Origin of the sequence: Streptomyces mirabilis (assembly GCF_039503195.1) — a bacterium.
GTDB classification, from domain to species: domain Bacteria; phylum Actinomycetota; class Actinomycetes; order Streptomycetales; family Streptomycetaceae; genus Streptomyces; species Streptomyces mirabilis_D.
This window is the reverse complement of record NZ_JBCJKP010000001.1, coordinates 10,128,991-10,151,134: the sequence shown is the minus strand read 5'-3', so window position 1 is coordinate 10,151,134 and position 22,144 is coordinate 10,128,991. Positions and strand designations below refer to the sequence as shown.

16 protein-coding genes and 2 pseudogenes are annotated in these 22,144 nt (G+C 71.9%); 10 read left to right on the top strand and 8 right to left on the bottom strand.

Annotation, left to right across the window (positions count from 1 at the left end; all coding sequences use genetic code 11):
* Positions 1 to 34: 34 nt before the first annotated feature.
* The 4 genes from AAFF41_RS46180 to AAFF41_RS46165 all read right to left on the bottom strand — a co-directional run bounded on the left by AAFF41_RS46180 (position 35) and on the right by AAFF41_RS46165 (position 5,666).
* Positions 35 to 2,674: an FAD-dependent oxidoreductase gene (locus AAFF41_RS46180; protein ID WP_319750385.1), complete on the bottom strand. Its 2,640-nt coding sequence runs from the start codon at positions 2,672 to 2,674 to the stop codon at positions 35 to 37.
* Between the two features lie 124 nt (positions 2,675 to 2,798).
* Positions 2,799 to 3,986 carry an MAB_1171c family putative transporter gene (locus tag AAFF41_RS46175; protein WP_319750386.1) on the bottom strand — a complete coding sequence of 396 codons (1,188 nt, stop codon included), beginning with the start codon at positions 3,984 to 3,986 and terminating at the stop codon, positions 2,799 to 2,801.
* Positions 3,987 to 3,989: 3 nt separating this feature from the next.
* Positions 3,990 to 4,544, bottom strand: coding sequence for a toxin-antitoxin system, toxin component (locus AAFF41_RS46170; protein WP_319750387.1), 555 nt, complete (start codon positions 4,542 to 4,544; stop codon positions 3,990 to 3,992).
* 348 nt (positions 4,545 to 4,892) lie between these two features.
* Complete coding sequence (locus tag AAFF41_RS46165) at positions 4,893 to 5,666, bottom strand: hypothetical protein (RefSeq protein ID WP_319750388.1); 774 nt, start codon at positions 5,664 to 5,666, stop codon at positions 4,893 to 4,895.
* Between the two features lie 402 nt (positions 5,667 to 6,068).
* Between AAFF41_RS46165 and AAFF41_RS51955 the strand changes: the two are divergent.
* Positions 6,069 to 7,845, top strand: a pseudogene (locus tag AAFF41_RS51955) (acyltransferase).
* Between the two features lie 81 nt (positions 7,846 to 7,926).
* Positions 7,927 to 9,633: an ATP-binding cassette domain-containing protein gene (locus tag AAFF41_RS46150; RefSeq protein WP_319750390.1), complete on the top strand. Its 1,707-nt coding sequence runs from the start codon at positions 7,927 to 7,929 to the stop codon at positions 9,631 to 9,633.
* 25 nt (positions 9,634 to 9,658) lie between these two features.
* Here AAFF41_RS46150 and AAFF41_RS46145 read toward each other — a convergent pair whose 3' ends face one another.
* Positions 9,659 to 11,200 carry an aminotransferase class V-fold PLP-dependent enzyme gene (locus AAFF41_RS46145; RefSeq protein WP_343325954.1) on the bottom strand — a complete coding sequence of 514 codons (1,542 nt, stop codon included), beginning with the start codon at positions 11,198 to 11,200 and terminating at the stop codon, positions 9,659 to 9,661.
* A gap of 165 nt (positions 11,201 to 11,365) precedes the next feature.
* Here AAFF41_RS46145 and AAFF41_RS46140 point away from each other — a divergent pair, with 165 nt between their 5' ends.
* Both AAFF41_RS46140 and AAFF41_RS46135 read left to right on the top strand, forming a co-directional pair.
* Positions 11,366 to 11,581, top strand: a complete 216-nt coding sequence (locus tag AAFF41_RS46140; protein ID WP_319750392.1) for a DUF4177 domain-containing protein — start codon at positions 11,366 to 11,368, stop codon at positions 11,579 to 11,581.
* Between the two features lie 229 nt (positions 11,582 to 11,810).
* On the top strand, positions 11,811 to 12,611 hold the full coding sequence (locus AAFF41_RS46135; RefSeq protein ID WP_319750393.1) for a VOC family protein: 801 nt from the start codon (positions 11,811 to 11,813) through the stop codon (positions 12,609 to 12,611).
* A 1-nt stretch (position 12,612) separates the two neighbouring features.
* Here AAFF41_RS46135 and AAFF41_RS46130 read toward each other — a convergent pair whose 3' ends face one another.
* Positions 12,613 to 13,608: a DUF5937 family protein gene (locus AAFF41_RS46130; RefSeq protein ID WP_319750516.1), complete on the bottom strand. Its 996-nt coding sequence runs from the start codon at positions 13,606 to 13,608 to the stop codon at positions 12,613 to 12,615.
* A 172-nt stretch (positions 13,609 to 13,780) separates the two neighbouring features.
* Here AAFF41_RS46130 and AAFF41_RS46125 point away from each other — a divergent pair, with 172 nt between their 5' ends.
* Complete coding sequence (locus tag AAFF41_RS46125) at positions 13,781 to 15,004, top strand: MFS transporter (protein WP_343325953.1); 1,224 nt, start codon at positions 13,781 to 13,783, stop codon at positions 15,002 to 15,004.
* On the opposite strand, the gene AAFF41_RS46120 is transcribed toward AAFF41_RS46125, so the two are convergent.
* The gene (locus AAFF41_RS46120) at positions 14,962 to 15,198 is read right to left on the bottom strand and encodes a DUF6296 family protein (RefSeq protein WP_060900045.1); all 237 of its coding nucleotides are present in this window, start codon (positions 15,196 to 15,198) and stop codon (positions 14,962 to 14,964) included. The two genes, AAFF41_RS46125 and AAFF41_RS46120, sit on opposite strands and share 43 nt — an antisense overlap.
* Positions 15,199 to 15,386: 188 nt before the next feature.
* Here AAFF41_RS46120 and AAFF41_RS46115 point away from each other — a divergent pair, with 188 nt between their 5' ends.
* From AAFF41_RS46115 to AAFF41_RS46105, 3 genes are all read left to right on the top strand, one after another.
* On the top strand, positions 15,387 to 18,092 hold the full coding sequence (locus AAFF41_RS46115; RefSeq protein ID WP_343325952.1) for a SpoIIE family protein phosphatase: 2,706 nt from the start codon (positions 15,387 to 15,389) through the stop codon (positions 18,090 to 18,092).
* Between the two features lie 148 nt (positions 18,093 to 18,240).
* Positions 18,241 to 18,699, top strand: coding sequence for a cyclic nucleotide-binding domain-containing protein (locus tag AAFF41_RS46110; protein WP_319750396.1), 459 nt, complete (start codon positions 18,241 to 18,243; stop codon positions 18,697 to 18,699).
* A 38-nt stretch (positions 18,700 to 18,737) separates the two neighbouring features.
* Positions 18,738 to 19,550 (top strand): N-formylglutamate amidohydrolase, encoded by an 813-nt coding sequence (locus AAFF41_RS46105; RefSeq protein WP_319750398.1) that lies wholly within the window; start codon positions 18,738 to 18,740, stop codon positions 19,548 to 19,550.
* On the opposite strand, the pseudogene AAFF41_RS46100 reads toward AAFF41_RS46105, so the two are convergent.
* A pseudogene (locus tag AAFF41_RS46100) lies at positions 19,540 to 19,818 on the bottom strand (hypothetical protein); the annotation flags it as partial. The gene AAFF41_RS46105 and the pseudogene AAFF41_RS46100 overlap by 11 nt on opposite strands.
* Before the next feature lie 157 nt (positions 19,819 to 19,975).
* Between AAFF41_RS46100 and AAFF41_RS46095 the strand changes: the two are divergent.
* Together AAFF41_RS46095 and AAFF41_RS46090 are read left to right on the top strand one after the other, a co-directional pair.
* The gene (locus AAFF41_RS46095) at positions 19,976 to 20,800 is read left to right on the top strand and encodes an amidohydrolase family protein (protein WP_319750399.1); all 825 of its coding nucleotides are present in this window, start codon (positions 19,976 to 19,978) and stop codon (positions 20,798 to 20,800) included.
* Between the two features lie 49 nt (positions 20,801 to 20,849).
* Positions 20,850 to 22,100, top strand: a complete 1,251-nt coding sequence (locus tag AAFF41_RS46090; RefSeq protein WP_319750400.1) for a DUF4032 domain-containing protein — start codon at positions 20,850 to 20,852, stop codon at positions 22,098 to 22,100.
* Positions 22,101 to 22,144: the final 44 nt, after the last annotated feature.

Genomic DNA, 22,144 nt, shown 5'->3' with positions numbered 1-22,144 from the left:
CGCGGGCGAACCCGCGCAGGGATCGGCCGACACCTCACGAAGTGGCTTCGCGCTCGTGCTGTGCCAGCGGCGGACCTTCCAGGGGCGGCGTCTTCCGGCCGAGGAAGACCAGCGCGAGCATGTCGGGCATGAGCAGTCGGGCGGGCGGCTTCTCCATGCTCATCACGTCCAGGAGGATGCGCAGGGCGCGGGGGTTGCGCGAGCCGGCGTCGACGGCCTTGTCCACGAAGGCGGCGAGGGTTCGTTCGAGCCGGGTGGGCGGCTGGTCGCCGGCGTCCGGGTAGAACACGTCCTGGCCCACGGCCAGGCTCCAGGCGTTCTCGACCGGCCGGGCCGCGGCCTTCTGGACGCGCCGGGCGGTGCCGGGTGCGCCGAGGTCCTGTTGCCGCAGGACGTGACGCAGGGCGATCACGCTCTGCGCGGCGGCGCTCAGTCCGTGGCCGTAGACGGGGTTGTAGCCTGCGACGGCGTCTCCGAGCACGATGAAGCCGTCGGGCCAGCGGGCGGCCTTCTCGTAGTACCGCCGCTTGTTGGCGGTACTACGGGTGGTGACGACGTCGCTCTCGGGTTCGGCGTTCGCCAGCAGTTCGCCGATGACGGGGTGCGGCAGGCTCAGGGCGAAGGGCATGAACTCGTCGTTGTCGCTGCTGGGTTGCCCGCCGCGGGATCCGGAGAGCGTCACGAGCCATCGGCCGCCCTCTATGGGGGCGATGATGCCGCCGCGGCCGGGGATCCGGCGGGGATCGGCCTGGACGTTGACGATGGGAAAACCGTCCGCCGCGCTGCCGGGTGCGCGGTAGATCCTGCTGGCGTAGCCGATACCGGCGTCGACCATGCGCTCGTGGACCGGAGGAAGTCCGAGTTCCCGCAGCCAGACCGGGGCGCGGCTGGCGCGACCGCTCGCGTCGATCACCAGGTCGGCAGGGATGGATGTTTCGGACTCCTCCGCGCGTACACGGACACCGGTCACCCGGTCCCCGTCGCCCAGCAGGGCGAGCAGTTCGGTCTGCTGGAGGAGGGTGACGCGATGATCCCGCAGAACCCTGGTGCGGATCACCGCGTCGAGGAGGTCACGGCTGCACAGGAGGTTGGTGTGGCGGGCGTGGGTGAATCTGCGGAACCACTGCCCCGAGGGGGCCTTGGACACCAGGTCGGTCATGATGCGCGGTGTGTGGGCGCCTTGGTCGACGAGTTGGTCGACGATGCCGGGCAGGAGGTCGTCGAGGGCTTTCACGCCGCCGGACCAGAGCACGTGGGCATGGCGGGCCTGCGGCAGTCCCTTGCGGGGGTGCGGGCCGTCGGGCAGCACATCGCGTTCGATGATCCGGACGTCTGCGAAGTCGGCGAGCACGGCCGCGGCGAGCATGCCCGTCATACCCCCTCCGATGACCACCGCGGTACGGCGGGAGGCAGTTCTGGCAGACGACGACATAGGGTGCACTCTTTTCTGTTGCGGGGAGCGGGAGTCTCCGTCACGGCCGGCGGCCGTACGGGCGGCGGCCTGCCGTCGTGCTCGGGCGACGATCGGGGACGAGGACAGCGCGCGCGACAGCAGAACCATCCGTTGCGGTGGGGAAATGGACTCCAGGGTTCCCGCTCTCGCCGGTACCTCCGCGCGGCCGTCGTGCAGGACCTGTACACGGGCCGCGGCCAGCATGGCCGCCTCGGCCACCACCGCGGCCTGGTGCGGTGATCGGACTCCGGGGGTACCGTCGGCGGCGAGTGACGCCTCGGCCTCGGCGTACGCGGTCGTGCGCACGTGGTCATCGAGATAGGGCGCGCAGACCAGAACGCCGTCCCAGATGGCGATCTCCTGGCGCGCCAGGCGCACGACAGGCGGATCCCACCATCGGATGATCCCCTCGGTCGGCGCGCGCAGCGTCCGCAGCTCCGCCCAGAGGGGCTTCAGGAGCCGGTAGCGCTTCCACGCGCGCAGATTGTCGACCGCCGGCGGCCCCACCCGGGGGACGGCGAAGCCGGCGGCGGTGGTGACGCCGGCGAGCATGACGAGCGGCGGGGACACGTCGGTGGAGAGGAGATCCCAGTCCACGCCGTTCCAGCGGGCGGCCATGGCCGTGTACTTGGCGATCTGGTAGCCCGCGTCGAACGTCAGGCCGACGACGAGCAGGAGCAGACCGACGCGGGTCACGCCCCGCACCTCTCGCAGCCAGCTCACGCTCATGACGGCGAGAGCGATGGTGGCGGCCGTGTGCGCGACCATGTACAGCACGATCATTTCCCGCATGCAGGGCGTGTTGGCGTAGTACGTGTCCAGGTCCTGGGTCCGTTCCACGGGGACCTCGGCCAGGCCGAACAGGACCCAGATTCCCGCGATGACCAGTGCGTAGACGCCCAGTACGAGCCGGGCGGCGCGCTGTTGCGTCTCAGGGCGTCCGCCCTTCCACCGGATCATGAGGACGAGGTAGCTCGCGCTGAGCGCCGTCATGCCGGCGTACACCAGCGGGGCGCTGAAGTTGGCGACGCCGGTCGCGTCATTGACGTACCGGATCGTGGGCGGGGCGGACAGAACGCACACGGCGGAGCCGACCAGCAGGATCGCGTTGCTCGGCGCGACGAGGGAATCCCGCCACAGGCCCGTACCCGCCGACAGCTTCAGTCCCGCGGTGACCAGGAGAAGGGCGCCGGGTATGTAGAAGACGATGCCGCTGTCCACTGGGCCTGCCTGCCTTCCGGAGATGTACGTGGGACCGGTCGATCGGACGGCGGAAAGGGCGCCGTGGCCCGCCTTGACGTGTCCTGTGGCGGGACGGGCCGGCGCGGGGGCACGCCGTGCGGGCTCATGACGGGGTTCTTTCGTCAGCGGGGGCCGCGGCGGCCACCGCGGCCGCGCGGGCGGCAGCGACAATGGGGGACGTACGCAACGCCTGCGCCACGCCCATCAAGGTGGCGCGCGCCATGAGGCCCGCGGAGTGGTCGAGTACGGCGGTCTCGGCAGGCGCGCCGTCGGGGTGGACCCGAACGGCGGCGGCGATCATCGCGGCGAGGCCGATGCGGGAGGCGTCCTCGTCGCCGTGTCCCGCGGACCGGGCCGCCGACTGCGCCCGGGCCCGGATCCGGTCGTCGAGATACGGGCGAAGAAGGTTCAGCCCGTCCTGGATGCCGGCCTCGCGCCGGGTGAGCCGCACGGCGTACGACGAATACCAGGGGATCGGAGCGGCGAGCGGGCTCCCGGGGGAGGCGCCGCCGAGTTCGTGCCACAGCGGGCCGAGCCGCCGCCAGGTCGCCGCGGTATGCCAGAGCAGGCCCAGCCGCGGCCCGAACAGCGGCACCGTGAAGCCGACGGTGGCGACGGTGGCGGCCAGGCTCGCCATGCCGGGCGCCAGGCGGGTGCTCAGCACGTCCCAGTCCCCGCCGGCCCACCGCGCCGCCACCGCGGTCAGCTTCAGGGTGCTGAAGGACAGGTTCAGCAGCCATCCGGCCACGAGGAGCCACAGCCCGGCCCGCAGCCATCCGCGCACCTCCAGCGCCCAGCGCCGGCACAGCGCCGTGGTGGCCACCGCCGCGGTGATGTGACCGAGCAGGTACAGCGCGATCATCTGCCCGATCCAGGGCGTGGTGGCGTAGTAGGTGTCGAGATCCGTACGGCGCTCGACGGGGGCGTCCCCGGCCACGAAGAGGACGATGATCAAGGTGATCAGGACGCTGTACCCGATCTGCCAGCGCCGGGCGAGGCGACGTACATGGTCGGCCGGCCCGCCGCGCCAGTGAAGGATCAGCAGCAGGCAGGCGGCGCTGTAGGCGCTGACGATGACGTAGTCCAGCGGGGCCGCGAGGTTCGGGATGCCGCTCGCTCTGTTCACGGCGGCGACCGTGGGCGGGGCGGCGAAGAGGAATCCGGCGCCTCCGAGGAAGATCACCCAGCAGACCGAACGGACCAGGGGGTCGCGCCAGGTTCGGATCAGGTCCGGCAGTTTCACTCCGAGGCCGGCCCACAGGGCCAGCGCGGGTATGTAGTAGGCGTTCACGGCTCAGACCTGGGACCGGCGGTGTCCCAGTGAGGCGCCGATCCGGCCGGCGATCCGGGACCGGTCCGTGGCGAGGTTGTCCGGTTCCCCTTCCAGCCAGATCCGCAGATGCGTCACCGCCCGCAGGGCGAAGGTCTCGGCTTCCTGCTCCGACCGTTCGTGGAACTCGGTTCGCGCGGCCACGGCCCGCACCGTCCGCTGCACATCGGCCCGGTCGCTCAGCACGCGTGCGGCGACGGGGACGCCGGCGGCGTGGTGTCCGCAATCGCCCTTGATCATGTGCCAGATCTCGTGGCAGAGGATGGCCAGTTGGTGGACGGGCGCCGCCCGCTTGTCGACGAGGACGATGTCGTGGTCCGGCAGGTCGAGCCACAGTCCCGTGGCGGTGCGGTGCGGGAACTCCTCTTTGAGGAGGACGACCTCACGGCCCCTGATGTCGGCGACCACGGCGATGAGCGCGTCGAACAGCGCGTCAGGAGCGGCGGGTACGGGCAGGCTCACGCCGTCGGCCAACTGGCCGATCAGGTTCCGCATCTCCTTGGCTCTGCCTGTGCGCACCGCTCTCCCCCGCGAACTTCAGCATGGGGCACCGTCGCACGACGCCCGCCGATCCCACCCTGCCTGCACCCACCCGGCCCGAAGGTACGCCCCACTCGGCCTGTCAATATGCCAAACAAGGTGCCTTGTCGGCCACGCCAGGCTCTTCGGTGTGCAGCAAGCTGAGGGGGATCAAATACCGATCAAACGGGATACACCCGCATCCGGGCCTGGCGCATCCCATGCGTTCCGGACGCGCTCCGGCGCGCGCGCAGGACGCCCGCCGGTGGCTGTGCCCGGCGGCCGGCGCGGCGTGGGCTTCCCGCCCCGGGCGGCGACGCGCCTGCGTACGACCCGGTGCCCTCACGGTCAGTGCCCTTCGGTGTGCGAACTGTCCGACCCCGAACCCCGTACCCGCTGAGCGTTTCTGCGCCGCAGGATGGTGTCGATCCAGTCAGTGACCAACTGAAGCTCTTCTTCGGCCAATTGCGGGGCGCGGGCGGCCAACTCCCTCAGTCCGTGCGTACCGCGCAGCCGAGCCATCGGATCGGCCGCCTCTCCCTCCAGGCCGTGCAGGACGGACTGGAGGGCGTTGTCGAGAGAGGTCTGCGGTTCGGCGGAGAGCCAGCCGTTGGGCTGGCCGAAGAAGAACGTCTCGATGCCGGCCTGGGTGGATGCCAACGGGCCACCGGAGCGTGCCGGGCGCCGCTCCCCCGTCTGTTGCGAAGGCTCCTGCTCCGAGAGCACCTGCTCCGAAGGCACCTGCTCCGAGAGCCCTTGCCGCGAGAGCGCCTGCCGCGAAGGCATCTGTGGCGAGGGCGTCTTCCGGCGGCTGTTGACGAGGTTCGACAGGGACGCCCGGGAGGCCCCGTAGGAGGCGGCGATCTCGTCGTAGGAGTGACGGGTTCCGTCGGGGCGCAGGCGTGTCTCGCGCAGGTGGACGATGCGGCGGACGATCCGGTCGGTGATGTCCTCGGCGGGCGGCTCCTCGCCGTCCAGGAGCATCCGGACGACGTCTCGCGGGACACCGCTTTCGTTCGAGAGCCGCTCCACGTCGAGCACGTCGTCGCGGCTTCGCCCGTCCCCGATGAGGGAGCCGATACGGCTGAGGGTCTCGGCGAGCGCCGGGCGCGTTTCTCTCACCGGCAGGTCTCCTGGTGTCGGACGGGGGGACTGCACGTTGACTTCGGAGACTTTAGCCGCTGCCGGGCTCGGCCAGTCAGAGCGGAAGACACTCCAATAGCCTTACGCGGCTAGAGCAGTTGACATGCCTGGCCGGGGATTGCAGGATCACGACACAACGTGCGGACCGGTCGTCTCGCTGCGGGGATGGGGGAGCCCGCGTGCGCGCAGACGCGGTCCCACGGAGTGTTCCGGGCTGCGGCGGTGCGCCATCACGGGGTGTGCGGTCGCAGCCCGGGCCGATTACCGCCGGCGTCGGCCGCGTCGCACGAAGGAGCCGCAGCGCAGGGGAGAGCCGCGGCGCGCGGTGGCGGCATCGACGGGCGTTGCCCGGACAGCAAGCGCTCTCTAGACTCCCGTGCGATGGACGCGCAAACCGCTCTCGATGACGCCTACTTCGACTACTGCCCCTGGGACTTCGTGGGCCGCGCCTCCGCCGGGCAGCGGGCCGCGCAGGACGCGCGCCAGCTACGGCTGACGGAATCAGGCGCGCACCTCGGGCCGCGTTGTTACGTCTCGCCGGCCGCCGGGGTCTTCACCGACACACTGCGCCTGGGCACCGACTCCTACATCGCCGGGCACGCCTACGTGACCGGTGAGGTGACCGCGGGCGACGACTGCACGGTCAACCCGTATGCCACCGTCCGGGGCCGGATCGCCCTCGGCGACGGGGTCCGGATCGGCGCGCACAGTTCACTGCTCGGCTTCAACCACGGCTTCGCCCCGGACCGGCCGGTGCACCGGCAGCCCCTCACCGGCGAGGGCATCACCGTCGGCGACGACGTGTGGATCGGCTCGCACGTGGTCGTACTGGACGGGGTGACGATCGGCGACCACTGCGTCGTGGGCGCGGGCGCGGTGGTCACCAAGGATCTGGCGCCGTGGACGGTCGCGGCGGGCAACCCGGCCCGCCCCCTGCGCGATCGCCGCGCCCAGGGCGGACCACGACGGGATCGCGCGGTCTCGGGCGACCTGCCGGGCGGGCTCTCGGACGGCCTGCCGGGCGACCGCCCGGGTGAGCCGTCGGGCGACTTGGGGGACGCCGTCGCCCGGTTCGCCGACCGGGCCCGGGCGCAGGCCGCCGAAATCCTCGCCCGCTGCTGGAACCCCGACACCGGCCGCTACGCCGACCGGCCGGGCGGTCCCGCGACCGTTCGAGCACACTGCGACGCCGTCGAGATCGCCGACCTGCTGCTGGGCTCGCCTCCGGAGCAGTTGGCCGCCGACGAACACGCCGCGCGGCTGCGCGCCCTTCAGGATCCGGGCAGTGGACTGGTGCCCGAGTTCGCTCCGGACGGCGGTCCGGGCGCTTCCCGCCCCGGCAGCCGACGGCTGGATCGATGACGGCACCGCCGAGTACCACGTGCTGGCCGTGGGCTACGCCCTGGACCTGCTGGGCTCCCGCCTCACCCAACCAGTGCACGTGGTACGCCGCATGACCGCAGTTCAGCTGTTGGCGCGGCTGGAGTCACTGCCGTGGCGGACGCGGACCTGGTCCGCCGGCGCGTGGGTGGACTGCTGGGCGACCGGCGCCCATCGCAATCTGGAGCTCGGCGTCGAGGACGGGGAGCCGGGCGCGCTGGAGGCGCTGTTCGGCTGGCTCACCACACGGGTGGACCCGTGGACGGGGATGTGGGGCACCGCCGGGTCGCCCGCCGCGGGCCGGTTGCAGCTGGTCAACGGCTACTACCGGCTCACCCGGGGCTCCTACGCCCAGTTCGGGTTCGATGTGCCGTATGCGGAGCGGGTCGTGGACACCGTACTGGCCCATGGCCGCGATCAGCGCTGGTTCGCGGCCGGCCGGGAGAACGCCTGCAACGTGCTGGACGTGGCCCATCCCCTGCGGCTCGCGGGACGGCGCAGCGGACATCGGGCGGCCGAGGTGCGGGCGTGGGCCGAGGAGCAGCTGACGCGGGCACTGGGGCGGTGGCGGGACGGCGCCGGATTCGGTTTCGGTCCCGCGGGCGAGGGCGGTGGGGGTCCCGGCCGGGAGCCGGGGCTTCAGGGCACCGAGATGTGGCTCGCGATCGTATGGCTGCTCGCGGATCTGGTGGGCGTGGCGGACCGGCTCGGGTACCGGCCGCGCGGCGTCCATCGCCCGGAGCCGGCCCGGTCGCCGGGGTTCGCGACACCGGGGTAGCCCGCGCGGAACGCCGCGTCCTGCGGGGCGTGCGCGTACGGTGGGGCCGCGCGGTACGCCGCCCCCTGGCATGCTGCACCCATGCCGACGCCCATGCAGCCGTCCTCGTCCGCCGAAGCCTCCGCCACCTCGGTCAACGGCCTGCGCATACAGGCACGTTCAGTCGGGCAGCGCATACACGGCGCTGGGAACGTCCTGCACGACGTGTCCCTCGACGTCGCGCCCGGGCGGCTCACCGTGATCGCCGGGAGCAGCGGGGCGGGCAAGACGATCCTGTTGCAGACGCTCGCCGGGCTGCGCGCGCCGACGGAGGGGACGGTCCTGCACGACGGGACGCAACCCGGCCCGCCGGGGCCGGAGTTCGGGTTCGTTCCGCAGGAGGACATCATCCACCGCGAGCTGCCGCTGCGCCGGACGCTGGTGTACGCGGCGGGTCTGCGCATGCCGCCGGGCACGACGCCCGAGTCCGTCGCGGCGGGTGTGGACCGGGTCCTGGAGGCTCTGGGTCTCTCCTCCCGGGCGGCGACGCCCGTGCGCGCGCTGAGCGGCGGTGAGCGCAAACGGGCCAGTATCGCCGCCGAGTTGCTCACCCGTCCCCGCGTGCTCTTCCTCGACGAGCCCACCTCCGGGCTCGACCCGGTGACCGGTGCCGCCCTGCTGCGGACCCTGCGCGCGCTGGCCGAGGACGGCACCACCGTCGTCCTCACCACGCACACGCTCGCCGATCTGCTCCGCGGCGACCATGTGGTGTTCCTCTCCCCCGATGGCGAGGTCGCGTACGCCGGTGAACCGGGCCCGCTGTGCGGGGCGTTCGGGGTGGGCACCGTCGAGGAGGTGTACGAGGCGGTGGCCCAGGGCGTACGCGTCGAGCGCGCCGCGCCGCCGGACGACGCGCACAACGCCGACATACCGTCACCTCCGGTTCCTGTCCGGCGTGTCGGTGCCCTGCGCCAATGGGTGCTGCTCACCCGTCGCGGTACCGCGCTCCTCCTGCACAACCGGCTCTCCGTCGCCGTCCTTGCGGGTTCGCCGTTGATGATCGTGGCGATGTTCGCGGTGCTGTTCCGGGCGGGCGCGTTCGATCGCGCGGCGCCCGACCCCGGATCGACCGCGATGATCATGTTCTGGATCGCGTTCGGCGCGTTCTTCTTCGGCCTGACGTACGGGTTGCTGCAGATCTGCACCGAACTGCCCGTACTGCGCCGGGAATGGCTGGCCGGGCTGCGGATCGGTCCCTACGTCGCGTCGAAGCTGACCACCATGCTGCCGGTGCTCGCGGTCGCCGACGTACTGCTGCTGGTGGTGCTGAGGGCGCTGGACCGGCTGCCCGCGGCAGGATGGGGCACGTACGGTTCGCTGCTCGTGTCGAGCGTGCTGGCCTCGGCGGCGGCCCTCGCGCTGGGGCTGCTGGCCTCGGCCGCGGTGACGGAGCCGGGCCAGGCGACGCTGATGCTGCCGCTGCTGTGCTTCCCCCAGGTGCTGTTCTCGGGGGCGTTCGTGCCGGTGCCGCGGATGACCGGTGCCGGGGAGGCGATCAGCTGGGCGATGACGAACCGGTGGGCGTTCGAGGCACTGGGCAGCGGGGTCGGCCTGGAGTCGTTGTGGCGCACGGGCGCGTCGCCCCTGGGTCCGCCGCTGCTGGACTCGTACGGGGACTCGTTCGGTCATCCGGCGAGCCGCGGCTGGTTGATTCTCGCGGGGTTCGCGGTGCTGTTCCTCGCGGCGACATGGGCGGTCCTGGTGCGCAAGTGCCGGGAGGGCGCGGTACGGAGCCGGGCGGGTCGCTGAGCGGCTGTCAACCCCCGCCAGACCCTCAGCACCCCACCCGAGCCGCCAGCCCCGACGCCCCCGGCACCCGGTCGCGGTAGGTCTGGGTCACGAACGTCAGGAACGTCTCGATGTCCCTGGGCTGGGACGACACGCCCAGGGAGATGCGGACGGCACCCGCCGAAGGCAGCCGCAGCAGGTCCAAGTACTCCTCCATCGAACCGAGTTGCCTGCCCGCGGCCGAGCGCAGCCTGCGCAGCGGCAGCGCGAACGCCGCCTCGCCGGCACCCGGGTTGCAGAAGCAGCCGGTCCGCAGGGAGATGCCGCGCGCGGCGCTGTCACGGGTGACGACGCGTTCGTCGACGATCCGGCCGTCCGCACCCAACAGGTTGAGCGCGACCGTGCCGCCACGGGCCGCCCCGACGTCCAAGGGGCCGTACACGCGGGCCATCGGGGAGTCGTCGCTGTGGCGCAACGCGCGCAGACCGGTGAGCAGTTGGTCGGTGAGGGCGGTGACGTGGGCGTGCACCCGGTCCATGCCGAGGCGGTCGATCCACTCCAGCCCGGCGGTGACGTCCGGCACGGACAGGAAGTTCACCGTGCCGTCCTCGAAGGCCGCCTCGTCGTCGGCGAGGACGTGCCACTGCGCCTGCGCGCTGACCGCGTAGATCGTGCCACCGGAGAACCAGGGCCGACGCAGCTTGGCGAGGGCCTCCCGGCGGGCGACCAGACTGCCGATGCCGGTGGGGTGGCCGAAGACCTTGTACCAGCTGACCACGGTGAAGTCCGGGTGGAACCGGCCGAGATCGAGCGGGTTCGTCGGCACGAAGGCGGCCGCGTCCAGCAGGACGTCGTAGCCCTGCTCCTGTGCCCGCGCGATCCACTCCAGCGGATGCTGGACGCCGGTGAAGTTGCTCTGGGCCGGGTAGGCCAGCAGCCCGCGCGGCCCCCCGCCCCCACGCCGCCCCAGGCGCCCCAGGCGGCTCAGGCGCCCCAGGCGGCTCAGGCGGCTCAGGTGACGCCCGGGACCGCGTCCGCGCGCGGTGAGCGCGCCCCACAGCTGTTCCTCGTCGATCCGCAGACCGGCCCCGCTCACGGGGACGTACGCCGTCGCGGCTCCTCTGGCCCGCGCGTACTCGCGCAGACCGTTGACCGAGTTGTGGTTGTCCAGCGACATCACCAGCCTGCTGCCGCGCGCGAACGGATACGCCTCGCCGACCAGGCGCAGCGCGCCCGTGGCGTTGGGCGTGAAGATCACGGCGTACTCGGCGGGGTCCGCGCCGAAGTGCCGGAGCACCGCGCGGCGGGCCTCCGCGAGCAGCAGGCCCGAGGCGCGGGAGGCCGGGCTCTCGGAGTGCGGGTTGCCGAATAACCCGCCGGTGATCCGTTCGGCACTCCCCGTGACGAGCGAGCGCGGCGGAAGCCCGGCGCCCGTGTGGTCGAGGTAGGTGTGGCCGCCCTCGTCGAGATAGCCGAAGTCGCGCGCCCGCAGCCCGGCGAAGGTGTCCACGCCCCCTTCGTCGGCGGCAGTGTCTCCGGAAGGCTTCTCGGTCGCGGGTATGTGACCGCTGCCCGGTGATTCGTCCATGAGTTCCCTCCGCCCGGCCGGTCCTTCCCCGTCCCCCGGACCGACCCTCCATGAAGCTTCACCAAAGGTATCCGTACGGACCGGCCTCTCCCCTGTGCGGCGGCATCGAACAGTGATTGGGTGGGCGCGGCCCTACCGTTCGAACCGCAGGAGAACCCCGCAGTCATGAGCAACGCTTACACGTACGAGTACAAGGTCGTCACCTTCCGGGAGTCGCTCATCGGCGACGCGCTGGACAGCGACAAGCTGGAGAAGGTTCTGAACAAGCACGCCGGGGACGGCTGGGCGCTCAAGGCGATCACGTCCGCCGATGTCAAGGGCCGCATAGGCCCCGGCTCGGTGGAGGGGCTGCTCCTGACCTTCGAGCGCCCCCTGGGGTAAATCCATTTATGCCCGTTTATGTCCTTGTATGGTGCGTAGGAGGCCGAGGCGGGGGATGCTGGAGCTGATGAGACAGCGGATCCGCGGGTACTCCTGAGCCGTCGGAGGCCTTCCGGTGCGGAAGGCCTCCCCGGGCTGGGCGGGCGCCGCTCGCTTGCCGTACGCCACCGGCATCCCGGAGTACTCGCGTCCGGCCGCTGGCGGCCAGTGAGGTCAGGACGGTACAGCGATGAAGAGCGACGGAACACTCGACCGTGCGGTTGTCCCCAGCCACTCGGTGTTCGGAGCGCCCTGCTGGGTCAGCCTGGCCACACGCGATCTGCGGGCCGCGCAGGATTTCTACCACGCCGTACTGGGCTGGGAGTGGCACACGGGCAGGCTGGGCAGGGAGTACCGGTTCGCCCGGGTCAACGGGGTGCCGGTGGCCGGCGTCTCGGCGATGTCCGGCATCGGCGAGAGGATGGCCACGTGGACCCCGTATTTCGCGGTGGCGAGTGCGGACGAGACCGTGTCGCGTAGCCAGGAGCGCGGGGGTACGACCGCGGTGGGGCCGATCTCGTTCCCGCCGGGCCGGGCGGCGCTGCTGGCCGACCGGGACGGAGCGGTGTTCGGCATCTGGGAGGGCGAGCTGGTGGCCGGCTGGGAGGAGTGGCGCCGGGCGGCACCGGTCTTCGTACGGCTGCACACCCGCGACGCCTTCGACGCCGCCATCTTCTACGCGGAGGTCCTGGAGTGGGCGTCCTCGGACCCCCGGTCCTGCGAGGTGCGCTACGAGGACAACGAGGTCGTGCTGCGCAGCCGGGGCGACGTCGTGGCCCGTATCCACTCCGGCGCGGTCGAGGCCGCGCCCGACCCGACCATCCGGCCGCACTGGCAGATCCACTTCACCGTCGACGACGTCGAGGCCGCCGCCCGCGCCGCCCGCGCCCACGGCGGCACGGCCCACCAGCAGGGACTCGGCTCGACCGAGGCCATCCTCACCGACCCCGACGGAGCGCACTTCACCGTCACCTGCAAGGGCGCCGGGTGACTCATCGGGCCCCGGCTGCCAGTGCGTCCCCCAGCGCCGTGCGCTCGTAGAGGACGTACTGCCCCTGCCGGTGCGACACCAGCAGTCCGGCCTCGCGCAGCACCGAGAGGTGGGACGAGACGGACGAGGGGGCCAGACCGTGGCGGTTCGCCAGGGTCGTGGTCGAGGCGGGACCGTCGAGGCCGAGGAGGACGGCGGCGCGGTGCGGTCCGAGCAGCCGGGCCAGCGCGGCGGGCGCCTCGGCGGGGGCGGCCCCGGCCGGCGGGCCGCCCGTGCCCCGGGCCGGATAGATCACCGTCGGCTGCCAGGGCCGGGCGAAGCCGCTCACCACGTCCGGCCGTACGAAGACACTGGGCATCAGCAGCACACCCCGCCCGTCGGGCCCCTGCGCCTCCTTCAGATCGGCGTACCTGCGCAGGGTGAGGGTGTCGTCCGCCCATCCGATCTCCGGGTGCAGGTCTCCGAAGAGTGCCACGAGTCCGCCGTCCGCCAACTGCCGTGAGCGGTGGGCGATATCGGCCTCCAGGAGAGCCTGGTGGCGAGGCCAGTCCGGGGCGAGCAGCGCGTGCCAGGCCCGCTCGGTGAGGTCGGCGAGGCGTCGCACGGTGCCCGCCGGGTCCTCCAACGCCGCCCGCCCGTACGGCGATGCGGCGGCGCCGGGTGTGCAGGCGAGCGAACGCGCCAGCTCCGTACGGGCCAGGGCGGGGTCGGTGGCGCGCATCAGGGCCAGTTCCTCGTCGAAGGACGCGTTCGGCGTCCGCGGCGGCGGTCCGAGGAAGTCCGGGGTGTAACCGCCCTTGCGAGGGATGAACAGCCACAGCTCCGCCAGGTCCAGCCCCGCCACGATGTCGCGCACGCGCCGCAGCCAGTCCCGGTGGAAGGCGTGCCGGTCCGGGCGCCGCAGCATGCGCAGCGCCTCGTGCGTCTGGCAGAGCGGGGACACCGCGAACCGGCAGCGCGTCAGATCGTCGGTGCCGAGGTGCAGGGTCAGCGGCAAAACAGTCTCCGACGGGTCTTCGGCCGAGCGCACGGAGTCGGGATGGGCGATTCGGCTCCAGCCGAAAGAGTAGTGGCCCGCGCGGCGGCCACGCAGGCTGGCCCGTGGCCGCGTCCGACCGCCCGTCCCCCTTCGGCACCCCCTCAACGCCCCTTCGCAGAAAGGCTCGTGGATGGCGAGCGTTCTTCTCACCGCCTGGCGCAGGGCCGCCGTCGTCGCCGCGCTCATGCTGGCCGCGTTCACCTTCAACACCACGGAGAATCTGCCCGTCGGACTGCTCCCGCTCATCGCGGACGACCTGCGCGTGTCGCTCTCCTCCGTCGGGCTGCTGGTCACCGGCTACGGCCTGACCGTGGCCGTCGTCTCGCTGCCCGTCGCGCACCTGACCCGGTCGATCCCTCGCCGCCATCTGCTGTCGGGCCTGCTGGGACTGCTCGTGGCGGCCAGCTGGATGTCGGCGCTGAGCGGTGTCTCGTACGGCTTCCTGCTCGCGGCACGGATCGCGACCGCGCTGGCCCAGGCGCTGTTCTGGGCGGTGATGGGTCCGGTCGCCGTGGGATTGTTCCCGCCCGAGCGGCGCGGGCGGGTGATCGGGCTGCTCTCCGTCGGGGGCTCGCTCGCCACGGTGCTCGGGGTTCCGGCGGGTACCTGGCTGGGCGGGCACAGCGGCTGGCGGGCACCCTTCGTGGTACTCGGCGCGCTCGGCCTCGTCGCGCTCGTCGCCGTCGCCCTCCTGCTGCCGACCTCGCGCCCGGACGAGGGGCACGCGGCGTACGGGGCGACCCCCGACGTCCGCCGGTTCGCCGTGGTGCTGGCGACCACCGCGCTGTCGGTCACCGGCGCCTTCGCGGGATTCACGTACGTCGTCGCCTTCCTCGACGAGGTGAGCGGTTTCTCCAGGGAGTCGGTGAGCGCCGTACTGCTGGCGTTCGGGGTGGCGGGCATCGCGGGCGTCTCGGCGGCCGGCCCGCTCCTCGACCGTTTCCCGCGCGCGACCCTGACGGTCCCGGTGGCGACCCAGGCGGCGGCGCTGCTCGGGCTGTACCTGGGCGGCGGGCGCAGCCAGGTGGCGGCCGTCGCCCTGCTGATGCTCCTGGGCGCGTCGGTGGGACCCGTCTTCATGGCCACGCAGAGCCAGGTCCTCCACGTCGCACCCGGGCGCACGGAACTCGCCCTGGCGGCGAACTCGGCCGCCTTCAACGCGGGCGTCGCGGCGGGCGCGCTGACCGGTGGCGCCCTGCTCCACGCCGTCGGGGTGCGCGGGACCTTCCTGGTCGGCGGAGTGCTCACGCTCGGCGCCCTGGCCGTACTGACCTGGCCCGCGACCGGCTCGTCGCGGGCCGGACCGAACGGTCAGGGCAGTGGTTCGGCGGTGGGCACCATCGGTGACTGGTAGCCGCCGCTGGCCAGCATCCGCACTTCCCCGGCCGTGCTGATCTCGGCGCGGAGGATGCCGGTGGGGTCGGAGTACACCGGGTTCCCGCCCGGTCCAAGGGCGTCGGTCCGTTCGACGACCACCTCGTCGGTGATGACGCCGACGCCTGATTCCTGATGGGTGAAGATCAACCGGTAGCGGTCCGGAGTGTGCATGACGACCTCCCGTACCCGAGACGAGCCAGAGTTACATAAGCGGCCAAATCGACCCCCCTCCATGATGCGGCCAGATCAGCCCGACAGCAGCACTCGCCGAGCGGCCCGTGCCGCGGGCCCCGACCGGCCCCTGTCACGCCACGCGCTGCCTCTCGCCTCGGGGCGCCCGGCAGTGTAGACATAGGCACATGGTCCGGCTCTTGGGTCGATCCCGGGCTCGGTCGACCCCTCGCCCAGGCGGTCCGCGCGCGGGGGGCAGACCCGCGTGGGGACCGCGGTCCGCGCTGGGCGGACGCAGCGTCGCGGGCCAGGTGTTCGTGCTGCAAGTGGTGATCGTGCTGCTGCTCATCGTCTCCGCGGTGGTGGCGCTGGTGCTGCAGGTACGGCACGACAGCACCCAGGAGGCCCGCAATCGTTCGCTGGCCGTGGCCGAGACGTTCGCCAACGCGCCCGGCACCCGTGAGGCGCTGAGCAGGCCCCACCCCACGCTCGTGCTGCAGCCGCAGGCCGAGGCCGCCCGTATGCGGTCCCACGTGGACTTCATCGTCGTGATGAACACCGACGGGATCCGCTACACCCACCCCAAGCCGGACCGGATCGGCAAGAAGTTCGTCGGGAACACCGCCCCCGTGCTGGCCGGCCATCCCATCATCGAGGAGATCAACGGGACCATCGGGCCGCTGGTGCAGGCCACGGTTCCCGTCAAGGCGCCCGACGGCAAGGTCGTGGGCATGGTGTCGGCCGGTATCACCACCGCCAACGTGGGCGGGGTCGCGGACCGGCAGCTGCCCCTCCTGCTGGGCGCCGCGGCCGCCGCGCTCGCCCTGGCCACCGGGGGTACGGCGCTCGTGAGCCGACGCCTGCTGCGCCAGACACACGGCCTGGGCCCGTACGAGATGACCCGGATGTACGAGCACCACGACGCGGTGCTGCACGCCGTCCGGGAGGGGGTGATCATCGCCGGCGGCGAGGGACGACTACTGCTCGCCAACGACGAGGCACAGCGCCTGCTCGACCTGCCCGCCGACGCCGAGGGGCGGCATGTCCTGGAACTGGGCCTCGAGGCGGACACCGCCGACCTGCTGGCCTCGGGACGGGTCGCCACGGACGAGGTGCATCTGGTCGGGGACCGGCTGCTGGCCATCAACCAGCGGCCCACGGACCTCCAGGGCGGGCCGCCCGGCAGTGTCGCCACCCTGCGTGACTCGACCGAGCTGCGCGCGCTGTCCGGCCGGGCCGAGGTGGCGCGCGAGCGCCTCAAGCTCCTGTACGACATCGGGGTGGGCGTCGGCACCAGTCTGGACGTGACCCGCACCGCCGAGACGCTGGCCGAGGTGGCCGTTCCGCGGTTCGCGGACTTCGCGACCGTGGACCTGGCGGACTCCGTACTGAACGGGGAGGAGCCGGACCGCGTCACCGAGCTGCGCCGTACCGCGTACAGCGGCATCCGCAAGGACGCCCCGCTCTACCCGGTGGGCGAGAAGATCCGCTTCATCGCCTCCACGCCCCAGGCCCGGAGCCTGCGCACGGGCGAGGGCGTCGTCGAACCGGACCTCGAAGGGGCCCCCGGCTGGCTCGCCCAGGACCTGGAACGCACGACGCAGGTGGTGGAGTACGGCATCCACTCGCTGATCACCGTGCCCCTTCGGGTCGGCCCCCTGGTGATGGGCGTCGTCAACTTCTGGCGTTCCCGCAAGCCCGAGCCCTTCGACGAGGAGGAGCTGGCCCTCGCCGAGGAACTGGTCGCCCGTGCCGCCGTCTCCATCGACAACGCGCGCCGCTACACGCGCGAGCACACCATGGCCGTGACGCTGCAACGCAGTCTGCTGCCGCGCAACCTGCCCGAGCAGAGCGCCCTGGACATCGCCTACCGCTATCTTCCGGCGCAGGCGGGGGTGGGCGGGGACTGGTTCGACGTGCTGCCGCTGTCCGGCGCCCGGGTCGCCGTCGTCGTGGGCGATGTCGTCGGCCACGGGCTGCACGCGGCGGCCACGATGGGACGCCTGCGGACCGCCGTCCACAACTTCTCCGCCCTGGACCTGCCGCCCGACGAGATCATCGGGCTCCTCGACGAGCTGGTCGGCCGCATCGACCAGGACGAGGCGTCGGCGGACAACAGCGCCGCGATCACCGGCGCCACCTGCCTGTACGCCGTCTACGACCCGGCCTCCCGGCTCTGCACGGTCACCCGGGCCGGCCATCCGCCCCCGGCGCTGGTCCGTCCCGACGGCAGCGTGGAATTCCCGGATGTGCCCGCCGGGCCCCCGCTGGGGCTCGGGGGTCTGCCGTTCGAGACGGCCGAACTCAAGCTGGAGGAGGGCAGCCGTCTGGTGCTCTACACGGATGGACTCGTCGAGGACCGGGAACGGGACATCGACGAGGGGCTCGAGCTGCTGCGCGCCGTGCTCACAGGGGTCGACCGGTCACCGGACGACACCTGTCAGGTGGTCCTGGACGCCCTGCTCCCGGACCGCCCGAGCGACGACATCGCCCTGATCGTCGCGGGCACCCGCGCGCTCGGCGCCGAGCACATCGCCGAATGGCAGGTGCCGTCCGAACCGGCGGCGGTGGGGGAGGTACGCGCCTCGGTCACCCGGCAGCTGGCGGAGTGGGACCTCGACGACATGGCGTTCACCACCGAGCTGATCCTCAGCGAGCTGGTCACGAACGCCATCCGCTACGGCAGCGGCACCATCCAGGTCCGCGTACTGCGTGACCGCAGCCTGATCTGCGAGGTCTCGGACAACAGCAGCACCTCACCCCGCCTGCGGTACGCGGCCACCACAGACGAGGGCGGACGCGGCCTGTTCCTCGTCGCCCAGCTCGCCGAACGCTGGGGCACCCGATACACCCCGGCAGGCAAGGTCATCTGGGCCGAACAGCCACTGCCCTGAGCGGCTTGCGGCAGGGCGCACGGTCTCCATCCGGCCCCCGGCGCGACGAATTCCGTGGTTGCCGGTCCAATGGAGGTGACGGGATACACCGGTACGACATGTGCCGTCGCGTCCATGGGGCCCTGCGGCGGTGCGATGGAGGTCCGCGATGCCCACTGCTCTCCGGCTGCTGCCCGCCCTCTCCCCCGACCACAGGGAACGGCTGATGTCCCTGGCCCGGGAGGTCTCCTTCCCGGCGGACGGAAAGATCTTCGAGGCAGGGGGAACCGCGGACCGTTTCTGGGTGATCCGCTCCGGAACGGTCTCCCTGTACCAGCGGGTCGTCGGGGAGCGACGCATCTCCGTGGCGACACTGGGGCCCGGCGATCTGCTCGGCTGGTCGTGGCTGTTCCCGCCGCACCACTGGGACTTCGGCGCCGAGGCGTTCAGTCCCGTACGCGCGTACGAGTTCGATGCCGCGGAGGTGCGCACGCTGTGCGACCGGGATCCGACCCTGGAACTGTCGCTGACCCGGACCATCGCCGCGATCCTCGCGCACCGGCTGGAGACGACCCGGGCGGCCCTGATCGAGCACTACGCGCGCCACGGCGGTGGCAGCGTGCGCTGAGGTGAGCGGTGGGGGCCGCGCTGCGATAGGAATCTCACGTGAACCAGACTCCTGACCGCGACGAAACGTCCTTCGAGCTCCTGCCCGGTGCCCCCGACTCCCCCGTCATCCTGCACGTCCCGCACTCCTCGCGGCGCATTCCGGCGCCGGTGCGCGCCGGAATCGCGCTCGACGACGCCGCGCTGGAGCGGGAGTTGGACCACATCACGGACGCGCACACCGCGGAGCTGGCCGCGGCCGCGGCGCGGGCGGCCGAGGTCACACCGTGGCGGTTCGTGAACCGGCTGTCCCGGCTGGTGGTCGATCCCGAACGCTTTCCCGACGAACGGGAGGAGATGCTGTCCGTCGGAATGGGCGCGGTCTACACACGGACGACCCGGCGCACACCGCTGCGGCCCGCCGACGCCGACCCGAGGCCACTGATCGAGCGCTACTTCCACCCGTACGCGGCGGCCATGACCGCGGCGGTGGCCGACCGGCTCGCCGTCGCCGGGCGGGCGGTGATCGTCGACGTCCACTCGTATCCGACGGCCCGGCTGCCGTACGAGCTGCACGGCGACGGCCCGCGACCGCAGGTCTGCCTGGGAACCGACTCCTTTCACACGCCGCCCGAGCTGGTCACCCTCGCGGAGAAGGCGTTCGCGATCCTGAGCGGTGTCGGGATCGACAGCCCGTTCTCCGGCGCGTACGTCCCGCTGCGCTTCTACGAGAGGGAGCCGCGGGTCACCGCCCTGATGGTGGAGATCCGCCGGGACACGTACATGAGCGAACCGGGAGGCCCCACGGGCCCGGGGTTCTCACGACTCGCCTCGGCGCTGACGGCTCTCGTCGATGCCATGGTCAACGGGTGAAGCGATAACAGGTCTGGCTGAAAGTCCTGCCCCTGCCGAACCCGAAGACGGTGTGGGGCGCCACCTCGAAGACCAGGGCGAGGCCCGCGTCCCCGGCTTCCTCCGTCGACGGCGGCGCCGCAGCCGCCGTGGCGGAGTCGAAGGCCCCACTGCGCACCTCGAAGTGCCACTCCGGGCCGTACTTCGCCTCCCACGCCGCCGCCAGCTCGGCCAGCCGCTTCTCGTCGGTGATCCGGACCGCGTCACCCTCGACCACCAGGTCGAGGCCCACGTTCCTGCGTCTGTGCCCGTGTCGGCATGGCGGAGTCCTCTCGCTCCTCGGTCCCCACCCATGGTTCCCGCGAAGCACTGACTCCGCGCGCGAACCCCTCTAGGGTCGGGATGAGCAACCGCTTAGTTACGAGCCCCGGGGAGGGTACGGGATCATGCCGGTCGTCGACGCGTGGATGCAGCACCCCACACTGCGCCACTCCAACCACGAGATGTTCGAGTCGCTGCGCCGCTGGACCCGCATGGAGCTGCTGGAGGAGCCGCTTCCGGTGAAGGTCACGGTGGCGGCGCTCGCGGCTGCCGACGTGGAGATCGGGCTGTCCGCGGCCTGGTACGGGCCGCAGGGGCCCCTCATCGACAACGACGAGGTCGCCGAGTTCGTCGCCCGGTCCGAGGGGCGGCTGCGCGGGGTCGCGGGCGTGGACCTGACCCAGCCCGTCGCGGCCGTGCGGGAGCTGCGACGGGCCGTCCGGGAGCTGGGCTTCGTGGCCCTCAGGATCGTGCCGTGGCTGTGGCAGCTGCCACCCACCGACCGGCTCTACTACCCGCTGTACACCGCCTGCGTCGAGCTCGGCATCCCGTTCTGCACCCAGGTCGGACACACCGGACCGCTGCGCCCCTCGGAAACGGGCCGGCCGATCCCGTACATCGACCAGGTCGCACTGGACTTCCCCGAACTGACCATTGTCTGCGGGCACATCGGCTACCCGTGGACCACCGAGATGATCTCGGTGGCCGACAAACACCCCAACGTCCACATCGACACCAGCGCCTACACCGCCCGCCGCTACCCGACCGAACTGGTCGACTATCTGCGCGGCCGGGGACGGCGCAAGGTCCTCTTCGGCTCCAACTACCCCATGATCACGCCGAGTCAGGCCCTGGAACACCTCCCTGACCTGCGCCTCGACGCGGAGACCACCGACTTGTTCCTGTCGGGCAACGCCCGCCGCGTCTTCCGCCTCGGGGATCATTCGTAGATGCTGGGGCCAGGTACACGTACGACCCCGAGGTGAGGGCAGCCCGTCGATGGCTTTGCAGATCAGCGCCACCAACCCGGAGCACCCCGCGCTCCTGCTCGAACTGCCCTGGCAACTGCCACTGGAAGAGTGGCCGGAGCACTATTTGGTCCCGCTCCCCCGCGGCATCTCGCGGCACGTGGTGCGCTACGCGCGTGCCGGGACCGAGGTCGTGGCCGTCAAGGAACTGGCCGAGCGGCCCGCCCTGCGCGAGTACGAACTGCTGCGCAGCCTGGACCGGCTCTCCATCCCCGCTGTGGACCCGCTCGCCGTGGTCACCGGGCGCACCGACGGCTTGGGCGACCCGCTGGAGCCCGTCCTCATCACCCGGCACCTGGGCGGCTCGATGCCGTACCGGTCGATGTTCGAGACGACCATGCGGCCCGCCACCATGCACCGCCTCATGGACGCGCTGGCGGTGCTGCTGGTACGGCTGCATCTGGCGGGGTTCGCGTGGGGCGACTGCTCGCTGTCGAACACACTGTTCCGGCGAGACGCCGGAGCGTACGCGGCGTATCTCGTGGACGCCGAGACCGGGGAGCTGCACCCGCAACTGAGCAGCGGACAACGGGAGTACGACCTCGATCTCGCCCGCGTCAACATCAGTGGGGAGCTGCTGGACCTGGAGGCGGCGGGAGCCCTGCACCCCTCCGTCGACCCGATCGAGTTCGGCATGGAGATCTGCGCGCGTTACCAGAGCCTGTGGGAGGAGCTGACCCGCACGTCCGTCTACCCGGCGGGCAAGCACCACTACATCGACCGGCGGATCCGCCGCCTGAACGACCTCGGTTTCGACGTCGCCGAGATGCAGATCGCGCACTCCTCGAACGGGGACACGGTGACCTTCGTGCCGAAGGTCGTCGACGCGGGCCACCACCAGCGCCAGCTGCTGCGGCTGACCGGGCTCGACGCCGAGGAGAACCAGGCGCGCCGCCTCCTGAACGACCTGGAGAGCTGGATGGCCACCCAGGACGACTACGCGCCCGGCGACCCCCTGGCCGCCCGCCCGGAAGTCCTCGCCCACCGCTGGGTGCGGGACGTGTTCCGGCCCACCGTCCGGGCGGTGCCGCTGGACCTGCGCGGCTCCATGGACCCGGCCGAGATCTACCACGAGCTCCTCGAACACCGCTGGTACCTGTCCGAGCAGGCCCAGCACGACATCGGCCTGGACACCGCCGTGGAGGACTACGTCACCAACATCCTCCCCAAGATGCGGGAGTCCCTCCTGCCACCGGCGGTGACCCCGACAGAGCCCGCGTGAAGCGGTTCCAGAGCGAAGGCGAGCTTTCGTACATACGATTGAGG